Origin of the sequence: Pseudonocardia aurantiaca (genome assembly GCF_039526725.1) — a bacterium.
Lineage (GTDB): Bacteria > Actinomycetota > Actinomycetes > Mycobacteriales > Pseudonocardiaceae > Pseudonocardia > Pseudonocardia aurantiaca.
The window spans coordinates 116,562-140,122 of sequence record NZ_BAAAJG010000015.1 but is presented as its reverse complement, the minus strand read 5'-3'; the positions used below and the strand labels follow the sequence as shown (position 1 = coordinate 140,122).

The following is a 23,561-nucleotide window of genomic DNA, read 5'->3' as shown; positions in this document are numbered from 1 at the left end:
TCGTTGCGCGAAGCCGGCCTGGCAGAGTGCCGGGCGTGCATGCTCTCGAACTCTCCCCCGACGTCGTGGGCGGCTGGTTGCAGCTACCGGGTTCCGCCACCGCCGAGCTGCTCGGCTCGGTCGGGTTCGGATTCGTCTGCGTCGACCAACAGCACGGCCTGATCGGCGACGACGCCCTGCTCCCCATGCTTCAGGCGCTGGCCGCCACCGCCACCCCGGCCGTCGTGCGGGTCGCGGAGAACGAGCCGGGCGCGATCGGGCGGGCGCTGGACCGGGGAGCGGCGGGTGTGATCGTCCCGATGGTCGACACGGCAGAGGACGCGGCGAGCGCGGTGTCCGCATGCCACCACCCGCCCGGCGGCACCCGCAGCTACGGGCCGACCCGCCTCGCATGGACGCGCACCGCGGCCCCGCCGCAGTGCATCGTGATGATCGAGACGCTCGCGGCGGTGGAGGCGGCCCCCGCCATCGCCGCCGTCGACGGGCTCGACGCGGTCTTCATCGGTCCGTGGGACCTCGCACTGAGCGCGGGCGTCCCGCCGTCGGCCCAGCTCGACGACCCCGGCTACGAACAGCTCCTGCGCCGGGTCGTCGCCGCGTGCCAGGAGCGCGGGCTGCCGGTCGGGATCTACTGCGCGAGCCCGGCCCACGTGCACCGCTTCCGCGGGCTCGGGTTCACGTTCTTCGCACTGATGTCCGACGCCGGCATGCTCCACGCCGCGGCGACCACGCACCTGGCCGCGGCGCGGAAAAGCGCAGCGGCGAACGTCTCCCGCAGTTGGCCGTTTGATAGTGTGTAATCACGTAATCAACCGGGAGGTGTGAGGGGTGGCCGACTCCGTCCCGACGCTGTACGAGTGGTGCGGCGGCGCGCCGGCGCTGCACCGGCTCACCGACGTCTTCTACGCCCGGGTGCTCGCCGACCCCGTGCTCGAGCCGGTGTTCCGGCACATGGGCCCCGACCACCGCGACCACGTCGCGCGCTGGCTGGGCGAGGTGTTCGGCGGCCCTGCCGAGTACACCGACGAGCTCGGCGGCTACCCGGCGATGCTCTCCCACCACATCGGCCTCGGGATCACCGAGGAGCAGCGGGCGCGCTGGGCCACCCTGATCGCCGCGAGCGCCGACGAGGCAGGCCTCCCGGACGACCCGGAGTTCCGCTCCGCGTTCGTGGCGTACGTGGAGTGGGGCACGCGGATCGCCCGCGCCAACTCCGCGCCGGGCGCCGACCCCCCGACGAACTACCCCACCCCGCGGTGGGGCTGGGGCGAGGCCCCGCCTTTCCAGCCCTGACGCCGCGACGCCGTCAGGAACCCATGCGCTGCGATATCGCCGCCGCCGTTGCCAGCAACGGGCCGCTGAGCTGGTCGAGCGCCCGGCCGCGGGCCCGTGAGGTCGGCGCGGCCACCACCACGGCCCCGGCGGCCCGGCCCAGGCCGTCGCGCACACACGCCCCGAGGGCGCTCACACCCCGCTCGGTCTCCTCGATGTTGCGCGCGTAGCCCCGGCGCCGGATCGCAGCCAGCTCCCGGTGCAGGGTGCCGGGCGCGGGCCCGGCGGCGTCCGGGGTGAGAGCCAGACCGCGCGGGTAGAGCGCCCGCAGCTCGGTGGCGGTCAGCTCGGCCAGCAGTGCCTTGCCGCCGGACGTCAGGTGCGCGGGCATCAGCAACCCGACGCGGGGCGCGACATGCCACGTCGAACCGCCCTCCACCACCGCGACGAACCGCGCGCTCGCCCCTTCGAGCACCATCAGGTGCACGGTCTCTCCGACCTCGGCGGTGAGCGCCTCCAGGTGCGGACGCGCGACGGCGGCGAGGTCGACCTGTTGCGGTTGCGGCGCCACGAGCGGCCCGTCATTTCCTAACGTCAGGGTCCGGGGCACGGAGTGATCCCGGAAGGAGCACCTCGATGACGAGCACCGCCACCAGCCACGCCGGACCTACCGCGTAGGAGGCGGCCGCCCTGGAGCAGCTCTACGCCGATTTCGCCGCCGCGCACATGACCCCGCTGTGGACGCAGCGGGAGGGCCTCATGCCGCTGACGCCGCAGCCCGACGCCGTCCCGATGCTGTGGCGCTGGCGATCCGGTCGCCATGCGCCGCGGCGACCTCCTGCTCACCCCCGGCATGCACTTCCACGAGCACCACAACACCACCGACCACCCGATGGCCTGGATCGACGGCCTCGACATCCCGCTCGTTCGCCAGCTCGACGCGGGTTCTTCGGGCGCCGCGGGATCGCCGGGGCACTGCTCGAAAGACTCACCCCCGATGAGCGTGCGATGTTCGTGCTGGGCGAGGAGAGGAGGACACCCATGGCCACCGCAACCAACCGGTTCCGCGCGGCCGTGCCTGAGGCCGCGCATCGCACGATGCTCAACGGGCGGGTCCTGCGGGCCGTCGTCAGCGCGCACGTGGTTGCGATCGTCGGTCAGCCGGTGTTCGCCGGCGTGTGTTGCGCTTGAGATCAACAGAGCGGGACTGCTTGCCCCCGCCGGCGTGGGTGAAGCAGTCCAGGAACCCGGTGTGCACGTCGCAGCCCCGAGCCCCTTCCTGCATTCACAATCGCACACGTTGAATGCGCCGGACCCTGGGCTGAATGGCCCGATCTCGAACAGTAGTTCGAATAGAATGAGGTCATGTCCAGTGGCCCGGTCGGCCTCGCACACCGCCTCCTCACCGAGGCGGTCGATGCGCTGAGCACCGCCGCGGGGCCCGCCGCCACGGATGACGAGCTCCTGTCAATGCTGACGCTGTGCAAGGGCGCGGCCCGGCGGCTGGACCGGCTCGTCGGCGGCGCGGTGGCGGAACTGGAGCGGCGGGGCACGTTCGCCGAGCGCGGCTACAAGTCCGCGGCCGTGGCGCTCGCGGATCTGCTGGGGTGGGAGCAGTTCGAGGCCCGCCGCCGGGTCACCGCTGCCGAGCAGGTCTGCCAGCGGGCCGGGCTGGACGGCACGGTGCTACCGGCCCGGCTTGCGGCCACCGCGGAGGCGTTTGCGGCCGCGCGCACCGACCTGCGGCATGTCGAGGTGATCGCCCGCGTATTGGCGAGCCCGCCCGCGGCCCGATTGGCGCCGCAGGTGTGGGCGGGTGCCGAGGCGGAGCTAGCCGTCAAGTCGGAGGTGTACACCCCGTCGGAGCTGCAGGCCTGGGGCAGTGCCCTGGTCGAAGCCCTCGACCAGGACGGCGCCGAGCCCGACGACGGCGACCCCGCGCCGGTCAACGAGCTTCGGCTGACCCGGCTGGCGCGCGGCGGTGGGAAGCTCGCGGGCCGGTTCGAGGACGCGGCGACGTTCGACGCGATCGCCGCGGTGATCGACGCCGAGGCCAAGCCGCTCGACGCGGACGACCCCCGGAACGCGGCGCAGCGGCAGGCCGACGCGCTCGCCGACGTGTGCGGGTTCGTGCTCGACCAGGGCGACTCCCCGAGTCCGGCGGCCGCCGGCCGCATCTCAACGTGCTGGTGCGGCTGGAGGACCTGGAGAACCGCTGCCGGTCCGCGCTGCTCGACTTCGGCGGCACCCTCACCCCGGGCGCGTTGCGGATGCTCGCCTGCGACGCCGCCGTGGTCCCTGTCGTCATGGGCGCCAAGGGCCAGCCCCTCGACGTCGGCCGGGCGACCCGCACCATCCCCGACGGCCTCCGCCGGGCCGTGGCCGCGCGGGGCGGCGGGTGCGAGTACCCCGGCTGCGGGCGTCCACCGTCCTGGTGCGAGGTCCACCACATCGTTCCCTGGCAGGAGGGTGGGGAGACGGCGATCCACAACAGCGTTATGATTTGCCGCGTCCATCACCGGCTGCTGCACCATTCAGAGTGGGTTGTCCAGCTGAGCGACGGGTTGCCGGAGTTCATACCGCCGATGTGGATCGACCCGCAACGAAGACCCCGAGCCGCTCCCCGACCCCACGCCCACGCGTGCTGATCGCGTTCGGACTCGCCTGACGGGGCGAGCGACCTCGCGGACCCGGCGGGCATCGGCCAGAGTGGACGGGTGGCCGACACTCGTGCCCCCGCACTCCCTGAGCAGGTCGTCCTCGTCGACGACGACGGCGCGCCGATCGGTGTGGCCGACAAGGCGACCGTGCACGGCCCGACCACCCCGCGGCACCTGGCGTTCTCCTGCTACGGCTTCGACCGGACGGGCCGCCTGCTCGTGACGCGCCGGTCGCGGCAGAAGCGCACGTTCCCCGGCGTCGTCACCAACACCTGTTGCGGCCACCCCGCGCCGGACGAGGCGATCGAGGACGCCGTCCGCCGCCGGCTGGCCGACGAGCTCGGCCTCACGGCGGCCGACCTGCGCCTCGTGCTGCCCACGTTCTCCTACCGCGCGTCAGCAGGCGGGGTGGAGGAGAACGAGTTGTGCCCCGTGTACGTGTGCACGCTCGTTGGCGAGCCGCGGCCGCGTCCGGACGAGGTCGAGTCGGCAGAATGGTGGAGCTGGGAGGCCTTCGTCGCGGCCGGCGCGGAGGGTGCACTGTCGCCGTGGGCGCAGCTACAGGCCCCGCTGCTCGACGCCCGGCGCGCCGACTGGGGCCGCCGACCCGCCTGACCCGCCCGGCTGGAAGGCTTGCAGGGTGAGATGCCGATGAAGGAGATCGCGATCTTCAGCGGTTCGGCCCACAGGGAACTGGCCGCCGCCATCTGCCACCACCTCGAAGTACCGCTCGCACCGTCGCGGGTCACGAGGTTCGCCAACGACTGCCTCGAGGTCCAGCTCCTCGCCAACTGCCGCGAGCGTGACGTCTTCGTCGTGCAGCCGCTCGTGCCGCCGGTGCAGGAGAACCTCGTCGAGCTGCTGCTGATGCTCGACGCGGCCCGCGGTGCCTCGGCCGCCCGCATCACTGTCGTCATGCCGCATTTCGCCTACGCGCGGTCGGACAAGAAGAACGCCCCGCGGATCTCGATCGGCGCGAAGCTGATGGCCGACCTGCTGCAGACCGCCGGTGCCGACCGCGTGCTGACGATGACGCTGCACTCGCCGCAGGTGCACGGGTTCTTCGGGGTGCCGGTCGACCACCTGCACGCCCTGCACGAGATCGCCCGCCATTTCCGTGCAGGCGATCTCGACAACTCGGTGGTCGTCTCCCCGGACCTGGGCAACGCGAAGGAGGCGTCCCGGTTCGCCCGGCTGCTCGGCCTGCCGGTGGCGGCGGCGGCGAAGGAGCGGCTCAGCGACGACAAAGTCGTGATCAGCTCGATCATCGGTGACGTCCGCGGCCGCGACGTCGTGGTGCTCGACGACGAGATCGCTCGCGGCAGCACGATCCTGGAGCTGCTCGACCGGCTCGCCGAGCAGGACGTGGCGTCGGTGCGGGTCGCGTGCACGCACGGCCTGTTCGCCGACGGCGCGCTGCAGCGGATCGGCGATCGCGAGGACGTCACCGAGATCGTCTGCACCGACACCGTCCCGGTGCCGCACGCCGAGCGGTCCCCGAAGCTGACCGTGCTCTCGATCGCTCCCGCCATGGCGGAGGCGGTGCGGCGGATCCACAACGGCGAGTCGGTGAGCGTGCTGTTCGACGAGCACTGAGCGCGCGGTGCTGGTCGGGGAGGCCCGGGACGCCGCCGGCGACTGGGTGCGGCGGTATGCGGTGGGAACGGCGGGGTTCCGCGGCGCCTTCCTCGCGGGCTCGGCGCCGCACCGGGAGCCCGACGAGGTGCAGCCGCCGTAGTTCCGGCACGCCGGTGCCCCCTCGATGGGACCACCAGTGCTGGGAATTCCGTCGGACCCACCCCGCTGGCGTGCAAGGGAGGCTCACGGCTGGGTCGCGCGGATGTTGAGCGCCGTCTCGGCGACCGTTTGCAACGAACACGGGGAGATCACGTAGGGGCTGCCGGTGCCGGGAAGGCCGCACGGCCCAGGCGTTGCCCGGCGACACCGGCGCGGTCCGGCTCGATTCCGACGACAAACTGGTGATCCCGCCGTTGTCGGCTGAGGACGTGCCGGGCGAGGTCAAGGAGCTAGAGGCCGAACTGGCTGAGATGCTGCCGTTCGCACCGATTGCCTGACTGCTGATCGAGCTGGACCTTCTCCTGGCGGGCGGCGAATCGCAAATCGCCGCCCGGTCGGTGGTCGAGCAGCGGGGAATCCGCTATGCCCGCCGTGAGCGTCTCGCGGAAATGCGGGGCCATCTCCAGCGCGGCCGCGTCTTCCGGCGTCAGCCACGCGTGCGCCACGTGTTCGTCCGGGCTGAGCGCGACGTCCGCACGCCCGTCCTCCTGCGCCTCGTACACCCGGGCGCGGATCCGCAGATCCTGCCCGGCGACGTCCATCCAGGTGTGCGCGCTGCGCTCCCGCGTGACCTGCACCGCCAGCCCGGTCTCCTCCGCCACCTCCCGCACAGCCGCGGGTTCGGGCCGCTCCCCCGGTCCGACCGTGCCGCCCGGCAGCTCCCACAGGCCACCGAGGAAGGTCGCCGGGTGGCGGCGGAGGAACAGGACCTCGCCGTCGCGCTCGATCCAGCAGTGCACGAGCTGCTTCTCCAGGCTCCCGGACATCGACCCATCCTCGCCGACGGCCGGCGCGTCGGGCGTCGGCGCGTCAGCGGATCCCGCCCGCTCCCGCGTAGGGGTGCGGGCTCACGAGCAGGTCGCCCTCAGCGAAGCGGGAGAGCCGGAAGTCGTGCTCCGGCACGGTTGGGTCGCGGCTGCGCCCGTCGAGCACGAGGTCGGCCAGCAGCTCCCCCACGGCGGGCGAGATCTTGAAGCCGTGCCCGGAGAACCCCGCCGCCACGAACAGCCCGTCGACTCCGGTGGGCCCGATCACCGGGTTGGAGTCGGGGGTGACGTCGTAGCAGCCCGCGTAGGTTCCGGTCACCGCAGGGTCGGGGAGGCCGGGGAACCGCTGTGCCACCTTCTCGACTGTCGCCTCGACGAACGCGGGGTCGGCGCGGTCCGGGTAACGATCGGGGTCGGCGGGCTCGGGGCGGCTCAGATCGCTGTTGCCGACGAGGAGCTGGCCCTCCGGTTCCGGGCGCACGTACTGCAACGACACGAGGTCGGAGAACACCGGCACGCCCCTGAGGTCGGCCCCCGGTGCGACCAGCACGATCTGCTCGCGCACCGCCCGGACGGGCAGCTCGATCCCCAGCGACGCGAGCAGCCCGACCGACCACGGCCCGGCCGCCACCACGACCGTGCGGGTGGCGATCTCCTGCCCCGACCCCAGCCGGACACCACGCACACCCGCCGCGTCGACGAGCAGCCCCGTCACCGAGGTGCCCTGCCGTACGCGCACGCCCTCGCGCCGGGCCGCGGCGGCGAAGGCCTGGGCGGTGCGGTACGCATCGCCGTACCCGCCGCGCGGCTCCCACCCGAACGCCGCGAAGTCGTCGAGACGGGCCGCCGGCCACAGCCGCTCCACCTCGTCGTGGCCGACCTCCTCCGCCGCGACGCCGAGCGCGCGCTGGGTGGCGAGGTTGGCGCGCAGGGCGTCGGCGTTGTCGGGACCGACGCCGACGACGTACCCGGCCGGCACGAACCCGACGTCGTCGCCGAGCACGTCCAGCGCGTTCTCGAACACCGAGAGGCCCTTCCAGGCCATCGCGGCGAGTGACGGCACGCCGTAGTGGCACCGCACCACGCCGCTCGACTTGCCGGTGCCGCCGGAGCCGACGGTGTCCCGCTCGCAGACGATCACGTCGGTCGTGCCGTGCCGCGCGAGCGCCCACGCGGCGGCGGCGCCCGCGATGCCGCCGCCGACGATCACGACGTCCGCGGTGCTCACGTGGGTCACGTGCCCGGCACCCAGTTGGTCCCGGCCAGCGGCACCCGTGCCATCGCCGCCGCCTCGATCGTCACGGCCACGAGATCCTCGGGCTCCAGGTGCAGCAGGTGCGCCTTCCCGCACGCCCGCGCGATGGCCTGGGCCTCCATCGTGAGCACGCGCAGGTAGTTGGCCACCCGGCGGCCGCCGTCCACCGGGTCGAGCCGGGCCGCCAGCTCCGGGTCCTGGGTCGTGATCCCGGCGGGGTCGCGGCCGTCCTGGTAGTCGTCGTAGAAGCCCGGCGCCGAGCCGAGCGCGGCGTACTCCTGCGCGTAGCGCGGCGAGTTGTCGCCGAGCGCGATGAGCGCGGCCGTGCCGACCGCCACCGCGTCGGCGCCCAGCGCCATCGCCTTCGCCACGTCGGCGCCGGTGCGGATGCCCCCGGAGACGACGAGCTGGACCTTCCGGTGCAGCCCCAGCTCCTGCAGCGCCTGCACGGCCTGCGGCAGCGCCGCGAGGGTGGGGATGCCGACGTGCTCGATGAACACGTCCTGCGTGGCGGCGGTGCCGCCCTGCATCCCGTCGACCACGACGACGTCCGCGCCTGCGGCGACGGCGAGCTTCACGTCGTAGTAGGTCCGCGTGGCGCCGACCTTGACGTAGACGGGCTTCTCCCAGTCGGTGATCTCGCGCAGCTCCAGGATCTTGATCGCGAGGTCGTCCGGGCCGGTCCAGTCCGGATGCCGGCACGCGCTGCGCTGGTCGATGCCCGGCGGGAGCGTGCGCATCCCCGCGACGCGCTCGTCGATCTTCTGCCCGAGCAGCATCCCCCCGCCGCCCGGTTTGGCGCCCTGCCCGAGCACCACCTCGATCGCGTCGGCTGCGCGCAGGTCGTTGGGGTTCATCCCGTATCGGCTGGGCAGGTACTGGTAGACGAGCGTCTTCGAGTGGCCCCGCTCCTCCGGGGTCATCCCACCGTCCCCGGTGGTCGTGGACGTGCCGGCCTCCGAGGCTCCGCGCCCGAGCGCCTCCTTCGCCTGCGCGGAGAGCGCGCCGAAGCTCATCCCGGCGATCGTGACCGGGATGTCGAGGCGCACCGGGGAGGTGGCGTTCCGGTCGCCGAGCACGACGTCGCTGCCGCACAGCTCGCGGTAGCCCTCGAGCGGGTAGCGGGACATGCTGGCGCCGAGGAACAGCAGGTCGTCGAAGTGCGGCACGCGGCGTTTCGCGCCCCAGCCACGGATGTCGTACACGCCGGTCTCGGCGGCGCGCTGGATGCCGGCGATGGTCGCGCGGTCGAACGTGGCCGACTCGCGCAGGCCGAACAGCGCCGGATCCAGGGCGGGGTCGATGCTCATGTCCCTCCTCAGTACGCGTGCGAGTTGCCGGACGCGAAGTGGTACAGCCGCCGCGCGGAGCCGTAGCGGCGGAACTCACCCGGATCGGCGTCGAACCCCGCGGCGGCGAGCAGCCCGGCCAGCTCGGCCCGGTGCTCGCCGCGCACCGGCTTCTCGACGCAGTCGGCGCCGAGCGACGCCACCGAGCCCCTGACGTAGAGCCGGGCCTCGTAGATCGAGTCGCCCAGCGCCTCGCCCGCGTCCCCGCAGACGACCAGCCGCCCCGCCTGCGCCATGAACGCGCTCATCGCGCCGACGTCTCCCCCCACGACGATGTCGGCGCCCTTCATCGAGATGCCACAGCGCATGGAAGCGCTGCCCTCCACGACGAGCAGCCCGCCGTGCGCGGTGGCCCCGGCCGACTGGGACGCGTCGCCGCGCACCCGGACGACGCCGGACATCATGTTCTCCGCGACGCCCACGCCCGCGCTGCCCTGCACCGTGACCGTGGCCTCGGCGTTCATGCCGGCGCAGTAGTAGCCCGCGTGCCCCAGCACGTCGACGGTGACCGGGTGGCGGAGCCCCGCGGCGATCGCGTGCGCGCCGCGCGGGTTGCACACCTCGTATGCGGTGGCGGCCGGCGCGTGCAGCTCGGCATTCAGGGCGCGCACCCCGACCTCGGCGAGGTCGACGCACACCGACGTGCTCACCGCGCCCACGCGTACACCTGTTCCGGCTCGGGCTCCCAGATCCGCGCGCCGTCGATGCCGGGCAGGTCGGCGAGCGCCCGGAACTCCGACGCCATCGCCACCCAGCGCGGGGTCTCGGCGATGATCGCGGGCTTGCACGCGATGCGGTCGCGCACCACGGCGAACCCGTCGCCGGTGGTCACGAGCAGTGTGTAGAACCCGTCGAACCGCTCGCACACCATCCGCAGGGCCTTGTCCAGGTCCTCGCCCGCGGCCAGCCGGGCCGCGACGAACCGGGCGCCCACCTCGGAGTCGTTCTCCGAGTCGAACACCACGCCGTCGGCCTGAAGCTCCCGGCGGATCGTGGCGTGGTTGGCGAACGAGCCGTTGTGGACGAGGCACTGGTCCTCGCCGACCGAGAACGGGTGGCAGCCTTCCGGGGTCACCGCAGACTCCGTGGCCATGCGGGTATGCGCGAGGCCCTGCCAGCCCTGCGCGTCGGCGAGCCCGTAGGCGGCGGCGAGGGCTCGCGGGTGTCCGGTGCCCTTGTAGACGACGAGGTCGCGGCCGGTGCCGACGATCCGCGCCCCGGGTGCGGCGGCCAGCACCGCGGCGGCGAGCACGGCAGGCTCCCCCGGCGCGGTGACGACCGTGGTGGCACCGACCCTCGTCACGGTTGCGCCGAGCACCGCCAGATCGGGCGGGGCGTCGAGCACCGACACCGCGGCGTGCCCCTCGGGGCAGCGGCGCCGATCGCCGTACACGGCCACGCCGGCCGAGTCGGGGCCGCGCTCCTCGACCCCGCACAGCATGGTGGTGAGCAGTCGGCCGAGCTGCGGGTGCAGCCCGGGGTCACGCAGGTGCAGCCCCACGATCCCGCACACAGCCCTCCCCTTTCAGAACGCCGTCAGGTAGCGGTCGACCTCCCACGGGCCCACCGCGGCGTGCCAGTCGAGGAACTCCTCGCGCTTGAGCCCGGCGAAGTAGTCGCAGACCCCGGGCCCCGCCGCGTCGAGCGCCCCAGCCACCACGGGGTCGGCGCGCAGCGCGTCGACGGCGTGGAGCAGCGTCGGCGGCAGCTCGGTGACCCCGGAACCGGCCGGACCGGGGTCGAGGCCGCGGCCGATCCCGTCGAGCCCGGCGGCGAGCAGCGCGCCCGCCGCGAGGTACGGGTTGGCGGAGCCGTCCCCGCCGCGCACCTCGATGCGGTCGCCGTCCGGGATCCGCACGAGGTGCGTGCGGTCGTTGCCTCCGTAGCTTGCCAACCGGGGTGACCAGGTCGCGCCGGACCGCGTGGACCGCGCGCCGGTGCGCTTGTAGGAGTTGACGGTCGGGGCGAGCACGGCCTGCAGGCCGGCGGCATGGTCGAGGATCCCGGCGAGGAACGCGTAGGCCGTGCCGGAGAGCCCGAACCCGCGGGCGTCGGCGGCGTCGGGGAAGAGCGGCTCGCCGCCACGCCAGAGCGACAGGTGCAGGTGCAGCCCGCTCCCGGTGCGGTCGCCGAACGGTTTGGGCATGAAGGTCGCGGTCATCCCCCGCTGCTCGGCGAGCACCGAGATCAGGTACCGCGCGGTGACCACGCGGTCGGCCGTGGTGAGGGCGTCGGCGTAGGCGAAGTTCTGCTCGAACTGCCCGTTGGCGTCCTCATGGTCGTTGGCGTAGTTGCCCCAGCCCAGCGCGTTCATCGCCCCCGACACCGCGGTGAGGTGGTCGTACATGCGGGTGAGCCCGCGGGCGTCGTAGCAGGGCTGCGCGGCCACGTCCTTCACGTCGGCGGGGACGAGCGTGCCGTCTGCGCCCCGGGTGACCAGGAAGTACTCCACTTCCGCCCCGACCTGCAGGTCCAGGCCCTCGGCGCGGGCCCGCTCGAGCAGCGCCTTGAGCACCACGCGTGGCGCGTACTGCCACGGCTCGCCGGCGACGTGCGGGTCGCAGTGCACGAGCGCCAGCCCGTCGCGCACCCACGGCAGCGGCGTGTACGAGGCGAGGTCGGGGAGCGCGATCAGGTCCGGGTCGCTGGGCTGCTGCCCGATCGCGCCCACCGCGTACCCGGCGAACCCGACGCCCTCGTGCTGCAGCGCGTCCGCGGCGCTGACGGGCACCAGCTTGGCGCACGGCTTCCCCGTCAGGTCGACAAAGAGCGCGAGCAGGAACTGGACGCCGTCCGCGCGCGCCATCGCGACCAAGTCTGTCCCGGTCGCCGCGGTCGCCTGGGCCGGCGGATCGGTCACGTCGAGCGCCATCAGGGACTCCTCGGTCGGAAGCCGGTATCTTGCTGTGAAACGCAATCTCTCATGGAGAAACAGTCGAGGTGTTACCGCGATGTATCGCCGTGTGACGAGCGAGTGATGGACGCCGATGAGCCGGTCGAGCTGCCGGTGGAACACGGCCCGGCTGCGCGGGAGGTCGACCGGCCGGCGCCGGTCGAGGGGCAGTTGGAGCGCATCCTCGGGGCGCAGGTCCGGCATCTGCGGCAGGGGCGCGGGCTCACGCTCAGCGACCTGTCGCTGCGTTCCGGGATCTCGAAGCCGATGCTCTCGAAGATCGAGAACGCCCAGACGTCGTGCAGCCTGACCACGCTGACCCGCCTCGCCGACGCCCTCGACGTGCCGCCCACCGCGCTGTTCCGCGGCGCGGACAGCGAGCGGGAGGCCGTGCACACGCCGGCCGGGGCCGGAGCGCGGATCGTGGCCCGCGGCACTCGCGTGGGCCACGACTACACGCTGCTCGGCGGCCTGCGCGGCCCGCACAGGCGGATGGAGGCCCACATCGTGACGCTGACCGAGCGCAGCGAGGTCTTCCCGCTGTTCCAGCACCCGGGCACCGAGCTGCTCTTCATGCTCGAGGGCGAGATGGTCTACGGGCACGGTGAGCTCAGCTACCCGCTGCGGCCCGGCGACGCGCTGCAGCTCGACGGCGAGGGTGCGCACGGCCCGCAGGAGCTCGTGGACCTGCCGATCCGGTTCCTGTCCGTCGTGGCGTACGGCGACGGGGAGCGCTAGCGAGGACGGCTGCCGCGGGGATCTCGTGCCGGCGTCAGGCGAAGCAGCCGATCGGGCCGCCGTGGAACGCGACCATGTCCGGCCAGATCGCCGGAAGTGGGAGCGGGGTGCCGAGCGGGTCGCCGTTCAGCTCCGAGTAGGCGCGGTGCAGGTTGCCCACCAGCCGCTCGCTCTCCTGCCACGCGGCGAACCGGTTGTCCGGCGCCGCGGTGGCGGTCTCCAGCGGGGTCCGGCCGGCGGCGTGCCCGTCGCGGGCGAGCGCGTCGACGAACGCGGCGTACTCGCCGAGGCCGTCGAGCAGCGCGGTGACCTCGCCGCCCCGGCACACCGGCCCGTGGCCGGGCACCAGCACCTCGGGCTCCAGCTCGCGGATCCGCGCCAGCGCCACCGGGTAGCCCGCCACACTCCCCTCGACGAGGAACGGCTGACCGCCCGCGAACGCGATGTCGCCGGCGAACAGCACCCGCTCGTCCGGCAGCCAGACGACCACGTCGCTGCGTGTGTGCGCGGGCCCCACGTGGATCAGCTCGACGGCCCGGTCGCCCAGGTGCAGCGTCATGGCGCCACTGAACGTGACGTCCGGCGGGCGGACCTCGATGTGCCCGTAGTCCGGGCCGGTCAGCACGTGGGCGGCGACCAGCCCGGCGGCGAGCACGTCCTCCCGGCACAGGACGTGGCCGATGATCGGCGTTCCGGTGGGCAGCAGCCAGTTGCCGAACGTGTGATCGCCGTGGTGGTGGGTGTTCACCAGGGCCCGCGGCGCACCAGGGCTGATCCGGGCGACCGTCTCCAGCAGCGCGCGGTTGCGCGCCTCGGTCGACGTGGTGTCGACCATCACGAGCTCGCCGGCCCGCCCGGTGACCACGCCGGTGTTGTTGACCATCCAGCTCCCGTCGGGCTGGACGTAGGCGAAGACGCCTGGGACGAGCTCGATCAGATCAGGTGGTGGAAGCGCCATGTGCCCGATGCTCCACCCGCCGCTGGTGCACCCGCAGCTGCAGGGTGGCCACATCGAGCAGCGGCACGGGGACGCGCAGCTCCCGGGCCCGCGCGACGAGGTCGCCGAGGATGGGCTCCACCTCGGTCGGGAGCCCGGCGACGACGTCGCGGTACATCGACGACGCGAACGACGACCCCACCCGGGTGGTCATCGCCGCCGTGTTCGCCAGCTCCGCGTCGGGCAGCGGGTACCCCCCGGCGGCGGCGACGGCCGCGGCCTCTGCGAGCAATGCCGGGCCCAGCTCGGTCCCGCCCGGCTCGGCGACGATCTCGCCGACGGTGCCGCGGGCCAGGCAGTTCAGCGCGCCGACCGTGGCGATGAAGACCCACTTGTTCCAGAGGTCGGCGACGATCGCCGGAGATTGCACGACGTCGAAGCCGGCTGCGGCGAGCTGCGCGACGAGCTTTTTCACCCGTGGCGAGTCCGAGCCGTCGAGCTCCCCGACGGTGAGGTCGGCGAACGGCGCGAGCCGCACGATCTCCCCGTCCTGGCCGACGGTCGTAGCGATCCGGATGACTCCGCCGAGCACGCGGTCGCCGAACCGCGCGGTCAGCGTGTCGACGTGGGCCATGCCGTTGAGGAACGGGACGACCATCGTGTCCGGGCCGACGGCGGGCGCGAAGTCCTCGGTCGCCTGCTCCAGCGCGAGCGCCTTCACTGCCACCAGCACTACGTCGTACGGGCCGTCGAGCTCGGCGGCCGTGACCGTCCGGGGTGTGATGACCTCGTCGTCCGCGCCCGTGAGCCGCAACCCGCGCTCCCGCAGCACGGCGACCCGGCCCGCCCGGACGAGGAACGTGACGTCCCGGCCGGCGGCCGCGAGCCTCGCTCCGTACCAGCCGCCGGTGGCACCCGCCCCGACCACGAGGATCTTCATGTCCCTACCTCCTGTTCCTGCGGGGCGCGGGCGAGCACCAGGCTCGCCGCCGCCGCAGCGAGTGCGAGCGCCGCGCCCACCGCCCAGCCTGCTGTATAGCCCGCGACGTTCGCGGTGGCGGGGCCGAGGATCGTGACGAGCACCGCGACGCCGAGTGCCGAGGCGACCTGGCGTGCGGAGTTGACGATGGCGGTGCCCGTGGCCGCGTGGTGGCCGGGGAGAGCGGTGGCTCCGGCGGCGATGAGCGTGCTGAGCGCGAGACCGACGCCGGCGCCGCTCAGCAGCATGCTCGGGAGCAGGTCGCGCAGGTAGTCCGGCTCGGCGCCGGCGAAGAGCACCCGCCACAGCAGGGACACGGCGAACACGACGCTCCCGGCCGCGGCGACCGGTCCCGCTCCGAGCCTGCGCACGAGCCGTGCGGACGCGATCGTCACGACGGGCACGAGCGCCGGCCCAGGCACCATCGCGAGCCCGGTGAGCAGCGGCGGGTAGTGCCAGACGTCCTGGCACCACAACGAGTTGGACAGCAGCATGATCGCGAACGACGTGCTGAACAGGAACACGGCCACGTTCGCGGCCGCGAACCGCGGCACGCGCATCAGCGGTAGCTCCAGCAACGGAGCGGGGTGCGACCTGCAGCGCAGCACGAACCCGGCCCAGCCCGCGGCTGCGAGCCCCAGCACGGCGAGCGTCCTGGCATCGAGCCAGCCCCACTCGGGGGCCTGCACGAGCGCGCCGACGAGGGCGCCGACGGCGAGGACGAGCAGGATGCTTCCGGCCAGATCGGGGACCGGCCCGGCGGCGCGGGCGCGGTCGGCGGGGAGCGCGAAACGGGCCAGCAGCCAGGCGCCGACGCCGATCGGGATGTTCACGAGAAACACCCACCGCCAGCTCGCGGTGACGAGCAGCCCGCCGAGCACCGGCCCGGCCACGGCGGCGAGGGCGCCGACGGCCGTCCACCCGCGGGCAGCAGCCATCCGCCGTCCCGGCTCCACGCTCGCGAGCAGCAGCGCGAGCGACGTCGGCACCAGCGCTGCGGCCCCCACCGCCTGGACGAGCCGCGCGACCACCAGCAGCGCCACGTCCGGCGCCGCAGCGCATGCCGCCGAGGCGAGGGTGAACCCGGCGATGCCGCCGAGGAACACCCGCCGGTGCCCGAAGCGGTCACCCAGGCGCCCTGCGGGCACCAGGAACGCGGCGAGCGCCAGCGCGTAGGCGTTGACCACCCAGGACAGCACCGCGATCGAGCTGTCCAAACTGCGGCCCATGTCGACGAGCGCGACGTTGACAATCCAGAGATCGAGGTTCGCCATGAACACCGCGGTGAACGCGACGACCGCCACCCGCGCCCTCACGTGCGGCCCCGCTGACTTGCGACACGGGAGTCAGGCATGCCTCCCGACAGTAGCCAACTGACTTTCGCTGAACAAGCCAGAGTCTGGCGTGGCACACTCGGCTTGCGTAGAGCAAGCCAGCACTGTAGGAGGGGCCCGTGAGCCGACGCACCAGCTGGACGGGCGTGCCCTGCCCGATCGCACGGGCCGTCGACGTGCTCGGCGAGCCGTGGACGCTGCTGATCCTGCGCAACGCCACCACCGGCACCACGCGCTTCGACGTGTTCCGCGCCGAGCTCGGGATCGCCGACAACGTGCTCGCCGCCCGCCTCGCCCGGCTCGTCGACGCCGGGCTGCTCGTCCGCAGGCCCTACCGGGACGGGGGCCGTACCCGCGAGGAGTACCGGCTCACGCAGGCAGGCGCCGACGCGCTGCCGGTGCTCGAGGCACTCGGCGAGTGGGGGGCCCGGTACACGGCTTCCGCCGAACCGACCGACCCGATGCAGGTGGTGCACCTCGGTTGCGGTGAGCCCACCCGGCCGGGCCGCGGCTGCGACGCATGCGGCGCCCCCCTGCGGCGCAGCGACCTGGGCTGGCGGCGCCCGTGGCGCTCGCCCGAACCCGTGCCGCTCGCCGAGCCGGTGGCTTGACCCGCCTGACCGGCCGACCCGGCAAAACCCTGACCAGGCGAAACCCTGACCAGGCGACACCCTGACCCGGCAATTGTCCGTGCAGCTCAGCAGGCGATGTTCCTCCATGTGGGATCTCCTGGCGAAGGCCCGCGGGGTGTGCTGTATTCGAGAGCGTGACGCCTGCCGCCGCTCCCGCGTGCCTACGGCCCGCCGCGTGCCCCACGTGCGTCACGCCCTGCGGTCCGGCCTGCTGACCGCGCGTCCGCCGGACTACCCGCGCACCTCCCGATCCGAGGAGAGCCATGTCCCGAACCCGACCTGCCCCCCTGAAGTTCGCCTACTGGGTGCCGAACGTCAGCGGTGGCCTCGTGACCAGCACCATCGAGCAGCGCACCGACTGGGGGTACGACTACAACCGCAAGCTCGCGCAGACCGCGGAGAACAACGGTTTCGAGTACGCGCTGTCCCAGGTTCGCTACATGGCCAGTTACGGGGCCGACCACCAGCACGAGTCGACAAGCTTCTCCCTCGCCCTGCTGCTGGCCACCGAACGGCTCAAGGTCATCGCCGCCGTGCACCCCGGGCTCTGGCAGCCCGGCGTCCTCGCCAAGTGGGTCGCCACCGCCGACCACCTGTCCGGCGGCCGCGCGGCCGTCAACGTCGTGAGCGGCTGGTTCAAGGGCGAGTTCACCGCGCTCGGCGAGCCGTGGCTCGAGCACGACGAGCGTTACCGCCGCTCCGAGGAGTTCATCCGGGTGCTGCGCGAGATCTGGACGAGTGACAACGCGAACTTCCAGGGCGACTTCTACCGGATCCACGACTTCGACCTGAAGCCGAAGCCGCTCGACGTCCCCGGCCGCCCGCACCCGGAGATCTTCCAGGGCGGCAACTCCACCGCCGCCCGGCGCAACGGCGGGCGCGTCTCCGACTGGTACTTCTCCAACGGCAAGGACTTCGACGGCTTCTCCGAGCAGGTCACCGAGGTCAACCAGCACGCCGAGGACGCAGGCCGGGCGGGCGCCGTGCGGTTCGCGCTCAACGGGTTCATGATCGCCCGGGACTCCGAGCGCGAGGCCCGCGAGACACTCCGCGAGATCATCGCGAAGGCCAACAGCGACGCCGTCGAGGGCTTCCGCAGCGCCGTGCAACAAGCCGGGGCGTCCACCTCGGACAAGCGCGGCATGTGGGCGGACTCCACGTTCGAGGACCTCGTCCAGTACAACGACGGTTTCCGCACGCAGCTGATCGGCACGCCGGAGCAGATCGCCGACCGCGCCGTCGAGTACAAGCGCCGCGGCGCCAACCTGCTGCTGCTCGGCTTCCTGCACTTCCAGGAGGAGGTCGAGTACTTCGGCCGGCACGTACTCCCGATCATCCGGGAGAAGGAGGCAGAGCTCGACGCCCGCAGCCCGGAGGCTTTGCTGCAATCAGTGCCGGGTCCTACACCTGCGGCGTGATCGCCTGCAGGGCTTCCGAGGACTTCACCGCTGCCGCCAGATCCGCCAGCGCCGCCCCGTGTGCCGCCGCGAGGGCGGCGCTGTCCTCGGTCAGCGTGGAGCGGTCGACGTAGCCGCCGTGGTCGAAGTACAGCCCCGGCGAGAGCACCTGCACCGCGAAGAACCCGGCGAGGACGTTCCGCAGGTCGCCCACGGCGAGGAAGTGGTGCCCGCTCGCCCCCGTCAGCACGGTGGCGGCGACCTTGCCCTGCAGCGGGGCGCTCTTCTCCCCCCACTTCCCGCGTTCGGTGCGCTCCAGCAGGTCCTTGAGCAGCGCGCTGTAGGTGGCGCGGTAGACCGGGCTGCCGAACACCACGGCGTCGGTGGTGGCGAACGCCGCGATCACGGCGTCGGCCCCGGACTCGCTCAGCTCCAGCAGCGAGGTCGACGCCCCCACCTTCGCCGCGCCGGCCAGCACCCCGGCCACGGCGGTCGCGGTGCGGCCACCCGGCTCGGGTCCTGCGACGACACCGAGCACGTTCACGCCGGTCATCCGTTCTCCTCCTGCGAGCAGTCGTCGGGCCGGGCCAGACCGTAGCCGCCCCGGTGGAACAGCAGCGGTGACCGGGAGGCGTCGGCGGCGAGGTCGTGGACCTGCCCGACGACGATCGTGTGGTCGCCCCCGTCGTACTCACGCCAGAGCGTGCAGCCGATCCACGCGCAGGCCCCGCCGATAAGCGGCGCGTCGTCGGGCCCCGGCCACCAGTCCACGCCCGCGAACTTGTCGACTCCGGAGCGGGCGAAGCCCACGCTGAGCGCCTCCTGGTCCTCGGCCAGCACGTTCACACAGAACGCGCCGGCCTCGCGTATCCGCGGCCACGTCGACGACGTCCGCGCCGGCGCGAACGAGACCAGCGGGGGCTCCAGCGACAGCGATGCGAACGACTGGCAGGTGAACCCGAGAGGGCCATCCGGGCCCGTCGCCGTCACCACCACGACACCCGACGCGAAGTGCCCGAGCACGTCCCGCATCGCCGCGGGGTCGACGGTGATGTCGGTGGGGTTCACGGCGCGAGGTCGGGCCGCAGCGGCGTGCGCTCCCCCGCCTCGACGGCCACGGTCAGCCGGTTCCCGGCCGGTGGGAGCGGGCAGGTGGCGTGGGCAGTGAATGCGCACGGCAGGTTGAGCGTCCGGTTGAAGTCGACGGTGACACGGCCGTCGGCGTCCGGGTCGTCGAGCCGGAGGCTGCGCCCCCCGCCGTAGGTGCTCTCGCCCGAGGTGGCGTCGTGGAAGTGCAGCGACAGGCCGCCGTCCTTGCCGGGGAATGCGACGAGTGAGTGCTCGGCGCCCTCGAGGGTGAACCGGACGACGCCGACGGCCACCGGGAAGTGCTGCAGCCCGTCCACGACGGCGCCGACGGTGAGACGCTGCGGCTCGGCGTAGGGCTCGAACCGGCCCTCCGCGACCCAGCGCTCGTCCGCGGGGAACGCCGGGGCGCCGGCGAACGCGGTGCGGGTGATCGCCTGCGGGTCGCGCACGCGCAGCGCGTAGGTGTCGGTGCGCCGGATGACCTCGATCTTCCGCTCGCCGACCGTCACTAGTACTCCGGGCTGCCCGTCGACCGGCTCCAGCCGCACCGTGCCGGTCACCGGGGCCCCATCGAGCTCCGTGTCGAGCACCGCGTCACCGTCGGCGGTCAGCTCGACGCCGCCGTCGCCGGTGGCCCGCCAGGTGCCGGGCAGGCCGTCGTAGGCGCGCGTTGTCTCGTCGAGCCAGTGCAGGGCGGTGAGGCTCAGCCAGCCGTGCGGGGTGGCGAGCTGCTCCTCGCGGTCGGCGTGCCAGACCGCCCAGTCCTGCGCAAACGTGGCTGCGGTGCTGGACGCGTTCGGGCCGGAAACCGTGCTTGTCATGCGCTCTCCTGTGCGGTCAGCGGTGCGTGCGGGTGGCGCAGGCCGAGGTGGTCACGCAGCGTCGGGCCGGGGTAGGCGGTGCGGTAGCTGCCGCGGTCCTGCAGCTCGGGCACGACGTCGGTGACGAAGCGGTCGAGCCCGCCAGGGGTCAGGTGCGGCACGAGGATGAAACCGTCACAGGCGTTGCTCTGGACGAACAGGTCCATCTGGTCGGCCACCGTCTTGGGCGAGCCGATGAACGACTGGCGACCGGTCTTCTCGATCACGATCTGGCGGATCGACAGCCCGCCCCCCGCCGCTGCGAAGTCGCGCCACTCCTGCGCGACCGCACGCGGGTCCTTGGCGTGCCGCACGCGGCCGAGCGTGATCGAGACGTTGTCGACGTCCGGCTCGACGTCGGGCAGCGGCCCGTCGGGGTCGTAGCCGGAGAGGTCGCGCCCCCAGATCTGTTCGAGGAACGCGATCGCCGTGGGCGGCGAGACCTGCTGACGACGGATGTGGTCGGCGGTGTCCTGGGCCTCGGCGTCGGTGTCGCCGAGCACGAACGTCACCCCGGGCAGCACCTTGAGGTCCTGCTCGCTGCGCCCGTGCCTGGGGAGCCTGCCCTTCACATCCGCATAGAACGCCTGCCCGGCCTCCAACGTTCCGTGCAGCGTGAAGATCGCGTCGGCGGTGGCGGCCGCGAAGTCGCGGCCCTCCGCGGAGTCGCCCGCCTGGATCAGCACCGGGTGCCCCTGCGGTCCCGGCGGCAGCGGGAAGCGGCCACTCACGTCGAACTGCCGGCCGTGGTGCTCGACGGGCTCGCCGCGGGAGTCCCACAGGGATCTCGTCACGGCGACGACCTCGGCCGCCCGCTCGTAGCGATGGGCACGGTCCAGGAAACCGCCGCGGCGGAAGTTCTCGCCCGTGAACGCGTCGGACGTGGTGACCATGTTCCACGCGGCCCGGCCCCCGGAGAGGTGGTCGAGGGAGGCGAACTGCTTCGCGAGCTCGTAGGGCTCGTTGAAGGTGGTGTTGATCGTGCCGGCGAGGCCGAGGTGGGTCGTGACGGCGGCGATCGCGTTGAGCACCGTGAACGTGTCCGGGCGCCCGACGACGTCGAGGTCGTGGATCACCCCGCGGTGCTCGCGCAGCCGCAGCCCCTCGGCGAGGAACACGAAATCCATCAGACCACGCTCGGCGTTCTGCGCGAAGTGGACGAACGACGCGAAGTCGGTCTGGCTGCCGGCTTGGGGATCGCTCCAGACCGTCGTGTTGTTGACACCCGGGAAGTGCGCGCCGAAGTGGATCTGCTTCCTGCTCACGACTGTGCTCCCCCAACGGTCGACGGCGCGAACGAGTTGACCGGCCGGCCCAGGCCGAAACGTGACCGCAGTGAACCGCCCGACCGGCCGGTGCGGAACAGGCCCCGCCCGGCCAGCAGCGGCACGGCCTGGTCGGCAATCGCGCCCAGGTCGGCCGGCAGCACGAGCGGCACGAACGTGACGCCGTCCGCCGCCCCCAGTCGCACGGCCCGGCCGAGCAGGTCGGCGAGGTCGGTCGCGGTGCCGGTGACCCGCACCGACGACGGTTCCAGCGCAGCGCGGGCGTCCAGCTCGGCGACGTCCGCGCGGGCACGGTGGGCGTCGGCCGCTAGGTGCACCTCGACGTCGAGCAGCACCGTCACATCGTCCGGGTCGCGCCCGGCGCCGGCCACGGCGGCCCGCACCCGCTCCCGGGCGACGCCCGCCGCGTCCAGGTCTGGTGCCGCGATCCGCACGACGTCCGCCCAACGCGCGGCCACGGGCAGCGCCTCGGGCTCGTCGGCGCGCAGCACGACCAGCGGGTGCCCCTGTGGCGGCCGCGGGGTGATCGACGGCCCCTTCACGGAGAAGAACTCACCCGTGAAGTCGACGTAGTGCAGCTTGTCGCGGTCCACGTAACGGCCGGTGGCGGCGTCGCGGATCACGGCGTCGTCGTCCCAGGAGTCCCACAGCCGCACCACCACGTCGACGGTGTCGGCGGCCTCGCGCCACAGCACGTCCGGCGCCGCGGCGGGCTTGCGCCCGAACAGCGCGGCCTCGGCCGGAGTCCTGGAGACCGTGGGCTCCCACCCGGCCTGCCCGCCCGAGACGATGTCGAGGGTCGCGATCGCCTTGGACAGGTGGAACGGCTCGGTGTGCGTGACAGTCGCTGTGGGCACGAGCCCGATCCCCGGCACGACCGGCGCCACGCGCGCCGCGATCGCGACCGCGTCGAGCACGGGCTCGCCTGCGACGAAGGTGTCCGGGAACAGCGCGAGGTCGAGGCCGCGGCGCGCCGCGGCCCTCGTCAGCGAGACGTAGTGCTGCGGGGTGAGCAGCGACGCCGGGTCGAGCCCCGCCCACTGGGCCGCGGCCGGGTGCCGCCCGGCCCCCTTGAGCTCCACGGCGAGGTGCATCCGCGCCTCCGTGAACGGGCTCATGCTCTCTCCCTCCAGGCCTGCGCGAGCAGCTCAGTGCTGCGGACGCGGTCGGCGTGTTCGGTGGTGATGGTCGTGACCAGCAGCTCGTCGGCCCCGGTGACGCGAGCGAGGGTCTCCAGACGTTCCACGACGGTGGCGGGCGAACCGACGAACTGGGTGCCCACCCGGTCGGCGACGGCGGCGCGCTCCTGCTCGGTCCACACCCGCGCCCGCGCCTCCTCCGACGTGACGTAGGGCTGCGCGCCGCGCCCGGAGCGGATGTCGAGCACCCATTGCCCGTACGGCGCGGCCAGCTCGGCGGCCCGCTCGTCGGTCTCGGCCACGACGACGTCGGCCGACACCATCACGCGCGGCGCGGCCAGCCGCTCGGACGGCCGGAACGCGTCCCGGTACGCCGCGATCGTCTCGAGGACGGTGCTCGGCACGATGTGGTAGCTCGCCGCGAACGGCAGCCCGCGGGCCGCGGCCACCTGCGCGCTCGCGCCCGGGCTGGAGCCGAGCACCCACACGTCGAGGTCGGCGCCCTCCGCGGGCAGCACGGTGATCGGCTCCCCGCCGGTGCGCTTCGCGGTGCCCGCGAGGTAGTCGAGGATCGCGCCGACCTGCTCGTCGTAGTCCGGGGGCGGGTCGTCGGCGCTGAACCCGAGCAGCGCGCCCAGGAACCCGAACATCGACGGGTCGCCGACAAACCGGGCGGGCGAGGGGATGAGCAGCCCGTCGACGACTTTCGAGGGTGGCGGGGGCGGCGGTGCCCCCGGCTCGCCGGAACCGGCCGCCTGCGAGTCGCGGATCAGCTTCAGAACCTTGTGCACGTCGAGTCGTCCCAGGCCCAGGTCGATCCGGCCCGGGTGCACCGCGGCCACCGTGCCGAACTGCTCGGCCACCTGCAGCGGCCGGGTGTTGGGCAGCTGCACCGCCCCGGACCCGACGCGGATGCGTTGGGTGGCCGACGCGATCAGCGCCACCAGCACGGGCGTGGACGACGACGCCACCCCGGGCACGAGGTGGTGCTCGGCGACCCAGTAGCGCAGGTAGCCGGCCCGCTCGGCGACGCGCGCGAGGTCGATCGAGTTGCGCAGGGCGTCGGCCGCCGTCCCACCGCGGGGCACCGGAGCGAGGTCGAGGATCGACAGCGGCGGCGTCACGGCGACTCCCCTCGGACGGCCGGGCGTCGTCCCGGCTCAGCGGCACGGGACAC

The 23,561-nt window shown here is 73.2% G+C and carries 26 protein-coding genes and 2 pseudogenes; 12 read left to right on the top strand and 16 right to left on the bottom strand.

All coding sequences use genetic code 11. The annotated features are described in order from the left end of the window. Nucleotides 1-35: 35 nt before the first annotated feature. Together ABD143_RS22820 and ABD143_RS22815 are read left to right on the top strand one after the other, a co-directional pair. Entirely contained in the window at nucleotides 36-800 is a 765-nt protein-coding gene (locus tag ABD143_RS22820) for an HpcH/HpaI aldolase family protein (RefSeq protein WP_343981961.1), read from the top strand. Nucleotides 801-828: 28 nt separating this feature from the next. Beyond that, entirely contained in the window at nucleotides 829-1,293 is a 465-nt protein-coding gene (locus ABD143_RS22815) for a group II truncated hemoglobin (RefSeq protein WP_343981958.1), read from the top strand. A gap of 13 nt (nucleotides 1,294-1,306) precedes the next feature. Here ABD143_RS22815 and ABD143_RS22810 read toward each other — a convergent pair whose 3' ends face one another. Further along, a complete protein-coding gene (locus tag ABD143_RS22810; RefSeq protein ID WP_343981955.1) occupies nucleotides 1,307-1,882 on the bottom strand; it encodes an IclR family transcriptional regulator in 576 nt (191 codons plus the stop codon). Between the two features lie 195 nt (nucleotides 1,883-2,077). Here ABD143_RS22810 and ABD143_RS38305 point away from each other — a divergent pair. From ABD143_RS38305 to ABD143_RS22785, 7 genes and pseudogenes are all read left to right on the top strand, one after another. Then, a pseudogene (locus tag ABD143_RS38305) lies at nucleotides 2,078-2,194 on the top strand (cupin domain-containing protein); the annotation flags it as partial. 119 nt (nucleotides 2,195-2,313) lie between these two features. After that, nucleotides 2,314-2,463 (top strand): hypothetical protein, encoded by a 150-nt coding sequence (locus ABD143_RS22805; RefSeq protein WP_343981952.1) that lies wholly within the window; start codon nucleotides 2,314-2,316, stop codon nucleotides 2,461-2,463. Between the two features lie 174 nt (nucleotides 2,464-2,637). Beyond that, nucleotides 2,638-3,602 (top strand): annotated as a pseudogene (locus tag ABD143_RS22800) (DUF222 domain-containing protein); the annotation flags it as partial. Next, entirely contained in the window at nucleotides 3,579-3,920 is a 342-nt protein-coding gene (locus ABD143_RS38300) for an HNH endonuclease signature motif containing protein (protein WP_379659717.1), read from the top strand. The pseudogene ABD143_RS22800 and the gene ABD143_RS38300, both read left to right, overlap by 24 nt. 69 nt (nucleotides 3,921-3,989) lie before the next feature. Then, nucleotides 3,990-4,547, top strand: a complete 558-nt coding sequence (idi, locus tag ABD143_RS22795) for an isopentenyl-diphosphate Delta-isomerase (RefSeq protein ID WP_379659700.1) — start codon at nucleotides 3,990-3,992, stop codon at nucleotides 4,545-4,547. A 36-nt stretch (nucleotides 4,548-4,583) separates the two neighbouring features. After that, a complete protein-coding gene (locus tag ABD143_RS22790) occupies nucleotides 4,584-5,528 on the top strand; it encodes a ribose-phosphate diphosphokinase (protein ID WP_343981946.1) in 945 nt (314 codons plus the stop codon). Nucleotides 5,529-5,535: 7 nt separating this feature from the next. Continuing rightward, entirely contained in the window at nucleotides 5,536-5,670 is a 135-nt protein-coding gene (locus ABD143_RS22785; protein ID WP_343981943.1) for a hypothetical protein, read from the top strand. Between the two features lie 289 nt (nucleotides 5,671-5,959). Here the strand turns inward: ABD143_RS22785 and ABD143_RS22780 are convergent, their stop codons facing one another. From ABD143_RS22780 to glnT, 6 genes are read right to left on the bottom strand one after another with little or no spacing between them, the layout of a single operon-like run. Then, entirely contained in the window at nucleotides 5,960-6,496 is a 537-nt protein-coding gene (locus ABD143_RS22780; RefSeq protein ID WP_343981941.1) for an NUDIX domain-containing protein, read from the bottom strand. A gap of 43 nt (nucleotides 6,497-6,539) precedes the next feature. Continuing rightward, nucleotides 6,540-7,724, bottom strand: coding sequence for an NAD(P)/FAD-dependent oxidoreductase (locus ABD143_RS22775; RefSeq protein ID WP_343981938.1), 1,185 nt, complete (start codon nucleotides 7,722-7,724; stop codon nucleotides 6,540-6,542). A 5-nt stretch (nucleotides 7,725-7,729) separates the two neighbouring features. Further along, nucleotides 7,730-9,061 (bottom strand): FMN-binding glutamate synthase family protein, encoded by a 1,332-nt coding sequence (locus ABD143_RS22770; RefSeq protein ID WP_343981935.1) that lies wholly within the window; start codon nucleotides 9,059-9,061, stop codon nucleotides 7,730-7,732. Nucleotides 9,062-9,069: 8 nt separating this feature from the next. Next, nucleotides 9,070-9,759, bottom strand: a complete 690-nt coding sequence (locus tag ABD143_RS22765; protein ID WP_343981932.1) for a GltB/FmdC/FwdC-like GXGXG domain-containing protein — start codon at nucleotides 9,757-9,759, stop codon at nucleotides 9,070-9,072. Beyond that, complete coding sequence (locus ABD143_RS22760; protein ID WP_343981929.1) at nucleotides 9,747-10,613, bottom strand: class II glutamine amidotransferase domain-containing protein; 867 nt, start codon at nucleotides 10,611-10,613, stop codon at nucleotides 9,747-9,749. The genes ABD143_RS22765 and ABD143_RS22760 overlap by 13 nt, the downstream gene beginning before the upstream one ends. 12 nt (nucleotides 10,614-10,625) lie before the next feature. After that, on the bottom strand, nucleotides 10,626-11,972 hold the full coding sequence (gene glnT, locus ABD143_RS22755) for a type III glutamate--ammonia ligase (protein WP_343981927.1): 1,347 nt from the start codon (nucleotides 11,970-11,972) through the stop codon (nucleotides 10,626-10,628). Between the two features lie 105 nt (nucleotides 11,973-12,077). Between glnT and ABD143_RS22750 the strand changes: the two genes are divergently transcribed. After that, nucleotides 12,078-12,731 (top strand): helix-turn-helix domain-containing protein, encoded by a 654-nt coding sequence (locus tag ABD143_RS22750; protein ID WP_343981924.1) that lies wholly within the window; start codon nucleotides 12,078-12,080, stop codon nucleotides 12,729-12,731. 34 nt (nucleotides 12,732-12,765) lie between these two features. Here the strand turns inward: ABD143_RS22750 and ABD143_RS22745 are convergent, their stop codons facing one another. Genes ABD143_RS22745 through ABD143_RS22735 form a run of 3 tightly spaced genes read right to left on the bottom strand, consistent with a single transcriptional unit; the run spans nucleotide 12,766 to nucleotide 15,963 of the window. Next, the gene (locus tag ABD143_RS22745; RefSeq protein ID WP_343981921.1) at nucleotides 12,766-13,689 is read right to left on the bottom strand and encodes an MBL fold metallo-hydrolase; all 924 of its coding nucleotides are present in this window, start codon (nucleotides 13,687-13,689) and stop codon (nucleotides 12,766-12,768) included. Next, nucleotides 13,670-14,608, bottom strand: a complete 939-nt coding sequence (locus ABD143_RS22740; RefSeq protein ID WP_343981918.1) for a ketopantoate reductase family protein — start codon at nucleotides 14,606-14,608, stop codon at nucleotides 13,670-13,672. The genes ABD143_RS22745 and ABD143_RS22740 overlap by 20 nt, the downstream gene beginning before the upstream one ends. Further along, nucleotides 14,605-15,963: an MFS transporter gene (locus tag ABD143_RS22735; RefSeq protein WP_343981915.1), complete on the bottom strand. Its 1,359-nt coding sequence runs from the start codon at nucleotides 15,961-15,963 to the stop codon at nucleotides 14,605-14,607. The genes ABD143_RS22740 and ABD143_RS22735 overlap by 4 nt, the downstream gene beginning before the upstream one ends. Before the next feature lie 137 nt (nucleotides 15,964-16,100). Between ABD143_RS22735 and ABD143_RS22730 the strand changes: the two genes are divergently transcribed. Together ABD143_RS22730 and sfnG are read left to right on the top strand one after the other, a co-directional pair. Then, nucleotides 16,101-16,592: a winged helix-turn-helix transcriptional regulator gene (locus ABD143_RS22730; RefSeq protein ID WP_343981912.1), complete on the top strand. Its 492-nt coding sequence runs from the start codon at nucleotides 16,101-16,103 to the stop codon at nucleotides 16,590-16,592. A gap of 284 nt (nucleotides 16,593-16,876) precedes the next feature. Continuing rightward, nucleotides 16,877-18,031: a dimethylsulfone monooxygenase SfnG gene (gene sfnG / locus ABD143_RS22725; RefSeq protein WP_343981908.1), complete on the top strand. Its 1,155-nt coding sequence runs from the start codon at nucleotides 16,877-16,879 to the stop codon at nucleotides 18,029-18,031. Here sfnG and ABD143_RS22720 read toward each other — a convergent pair. Genes ABD143_RS22720 through ABD143_RS22695 form a run of 6 tightly spaced genes read right to left on the bottom strand, consistent with a single transcriptional unit; the run spans nucleotide 18,015 to nucleotide 23,508 of the window. Then, nucleotides 18,015-18,563 carry an NAD(P)H-dependent oxidoreductase gene (locus ABD143_RS22720; RefSeq protein ID WP_343981906.1) on the bottom strand — a complete coding sequence of 183 codons (549 nt, stop codon included), beginning with the start codon at nucleotides 18,561-18,563 and terminating at the stop codon, nucleotides 18,015-18,017. The genes sfnG and ABD143_RS22720 overlap by 17 nt on opposite strands. Beyond that, complete coding sequence (locus ABD143_RS22715) at nucleotides 18,560-19,042, bottom strand: flavin reductase family protein (protein ID WP_379659716.1); 483 nt, start codon at nucleotides 19,040-19,042, stop codon at nucleotides 18,560-18,562. The genes ABD143_RS22720 and ABD143_RS22715 overlap by 4 nt, the downstream gene beginning before the upstream one ends. A 32-nt stretch (nucleotides 19,043-19,074) precedes the next feature. Next, the gene (locus ABD143_RS22710; protein ID WP_343981899.1) at nucleotides 19,075-19,920 is read right to left on the bottom strand and encodes a DUF1684 domain-containing protein; all 846 of its coding nucleotides are present in this window, start codon (nucleotides 19,918-19,920) and stop codon (nucleotides 19,075-19,077) included. Continuing rightward, entirely contained in the window at nucleotides 19,917-21,224 is a 1,308-nt protein-coding gene (locus ABD143_RS22705; protein ID WP_343981896.1) for an LLM class flavin-dependent oxidoreductase, read from the bottom strand. Before ABD143_RS22705 ends, ABD143_RS22710 begins: the two co-directional genes overlap by 4 nt. Continuing rightward, complete coding sequence (locus tag ABD143_RS22700) at nucleotides 21,221-22,363, bottom strand: LLM class flavin-dependent oxidoreductase (RefSeq protein WP_343981893.1); 1,143 nt, start codon at nucleotides 22,361-22,363, stop codon at nucleotides 21,221-21,223. Before ABD143_RS22700 ends, ABD143_RS22705 begins: the two co-directional genes overlap by 4 nt. Next, on the bottom strand, nucleotides 22,360-23,508 hold the full coding sequence (locus ABD143_RS22695) for an LLM class flavin-dependent oxidoreductase (protein WP_343981889.1): 1,149 nt from the start codon (nucleotides 23,506-23,508) through the stop codon (nucleotides 22,360-22,362). The genes ABD143_RS22700 and ABD143_RS22695 overlap by 4 nt, the downstream gene beginning before the upstream one ends. Nucleotides 23,509-23,561: the final 53 nt, after the last annotated feature.

Bases quoted from the DNA above. Each gene is read 5' to 3' on its own strand.
- ABD143_RS22750 (WP_343981924.1), top strand. From the start codon at position 12,078: ATGGACGCCGATGAGCCGGTCGAGCTGCCGGTGGAACACGGCCCGGCT.
- glnT (WP_343981927.1), bottom strand. From the start codon at position 11,972: ATGGCGCTCGACGTGACCGATCCGCCGGCCCAGGCGACCGCGGCGACC.
- ABD143_RS22770 (WP_343981935.1), bottom strand. From the start codon at position 9,061: ATGAGCATCGACCCCGCCCTGGATCCGGCGCTGTTCGGCCTGCGCGAG.
- ABD143_RS22790 (WP_343981946.1), top strand. From the start codon at position 4,584: ATGAAGGAGATCGCGATCTTCAGCGGTTCGGCCCACAGGGAACTGGCC.
- sfnG (WP_343981908.1), top strand. From the start codon at position 16,877: ATGTCCCGAACCCGACCTGCCCCCCTGAAGTTCGCCTACTGGGTGCCG.
- ABD143_RS22715 (WP_379659716.1), bottom strand. From the start codon at position 19,042: ATGCGGGACGTGCTCGGGCACTTCGCGTCGGGTGTCGTGGTGGTGACG.
- ABD143_RS22710 (WP_343981899.1), bottom strand. From the start codon at position 19,920: ATGACAAGCACGGTTTCCGGCCCGAACGCGTCCAGCACCGCAGCCACG.
- ABD143_RS22700 (WP_343981893.1), bottom strand. From the start codon at position 22,363: ATGAGCCCGTTCACGGAGGCGCGGATGCACCTCGCCGTGGAGCTCAAG.
- ABD143_RS38300 (WP_379659717.1), top strand. From the start codon at position 3,579: ATGGGCGCCAAGGGCCAGCCCCTCGACGTCGGCCGGGCGACCCGCACC.
- ABD143_RS22805 (WP_343981952.1), top strand. From the start codon at position 2,314: ATGGCCACCGCAACCAACCGGTTCCGCGCGGCCGTGCCTGAGGCCGCG.
- ABD143_RS22745 (WP_343981921.1), bottom strand. From the start codon at position 13,689: ATGGCGCTTCCACCACCTGATCTGATCGAGCTCGTCCCAGGCGTCTTC.
- ABD143_RS22720 (WP_343981906.1), bottom strand. From the start codon at position 18,563: ATGACCGGCGTGAACGTGCTCGGTGTCGTCGCAGGACCCGAGCCGGGT.
- ABD143_RS22780 (WP_343981941.1), bottom strand. From the start codon at position 6,496: ATGTCCGGGAGCCTGGAGAAGCAGCTCGTGCACTGCTGGATCGAGCGC.
- ABD143_RS22740 (WP_343981918.1), bottom strand. From the start codon at position 14,608: ATGAAGATCCTCGTGGTCGGGGCGGGTGCCACCGGCGGCTGGTACGGA.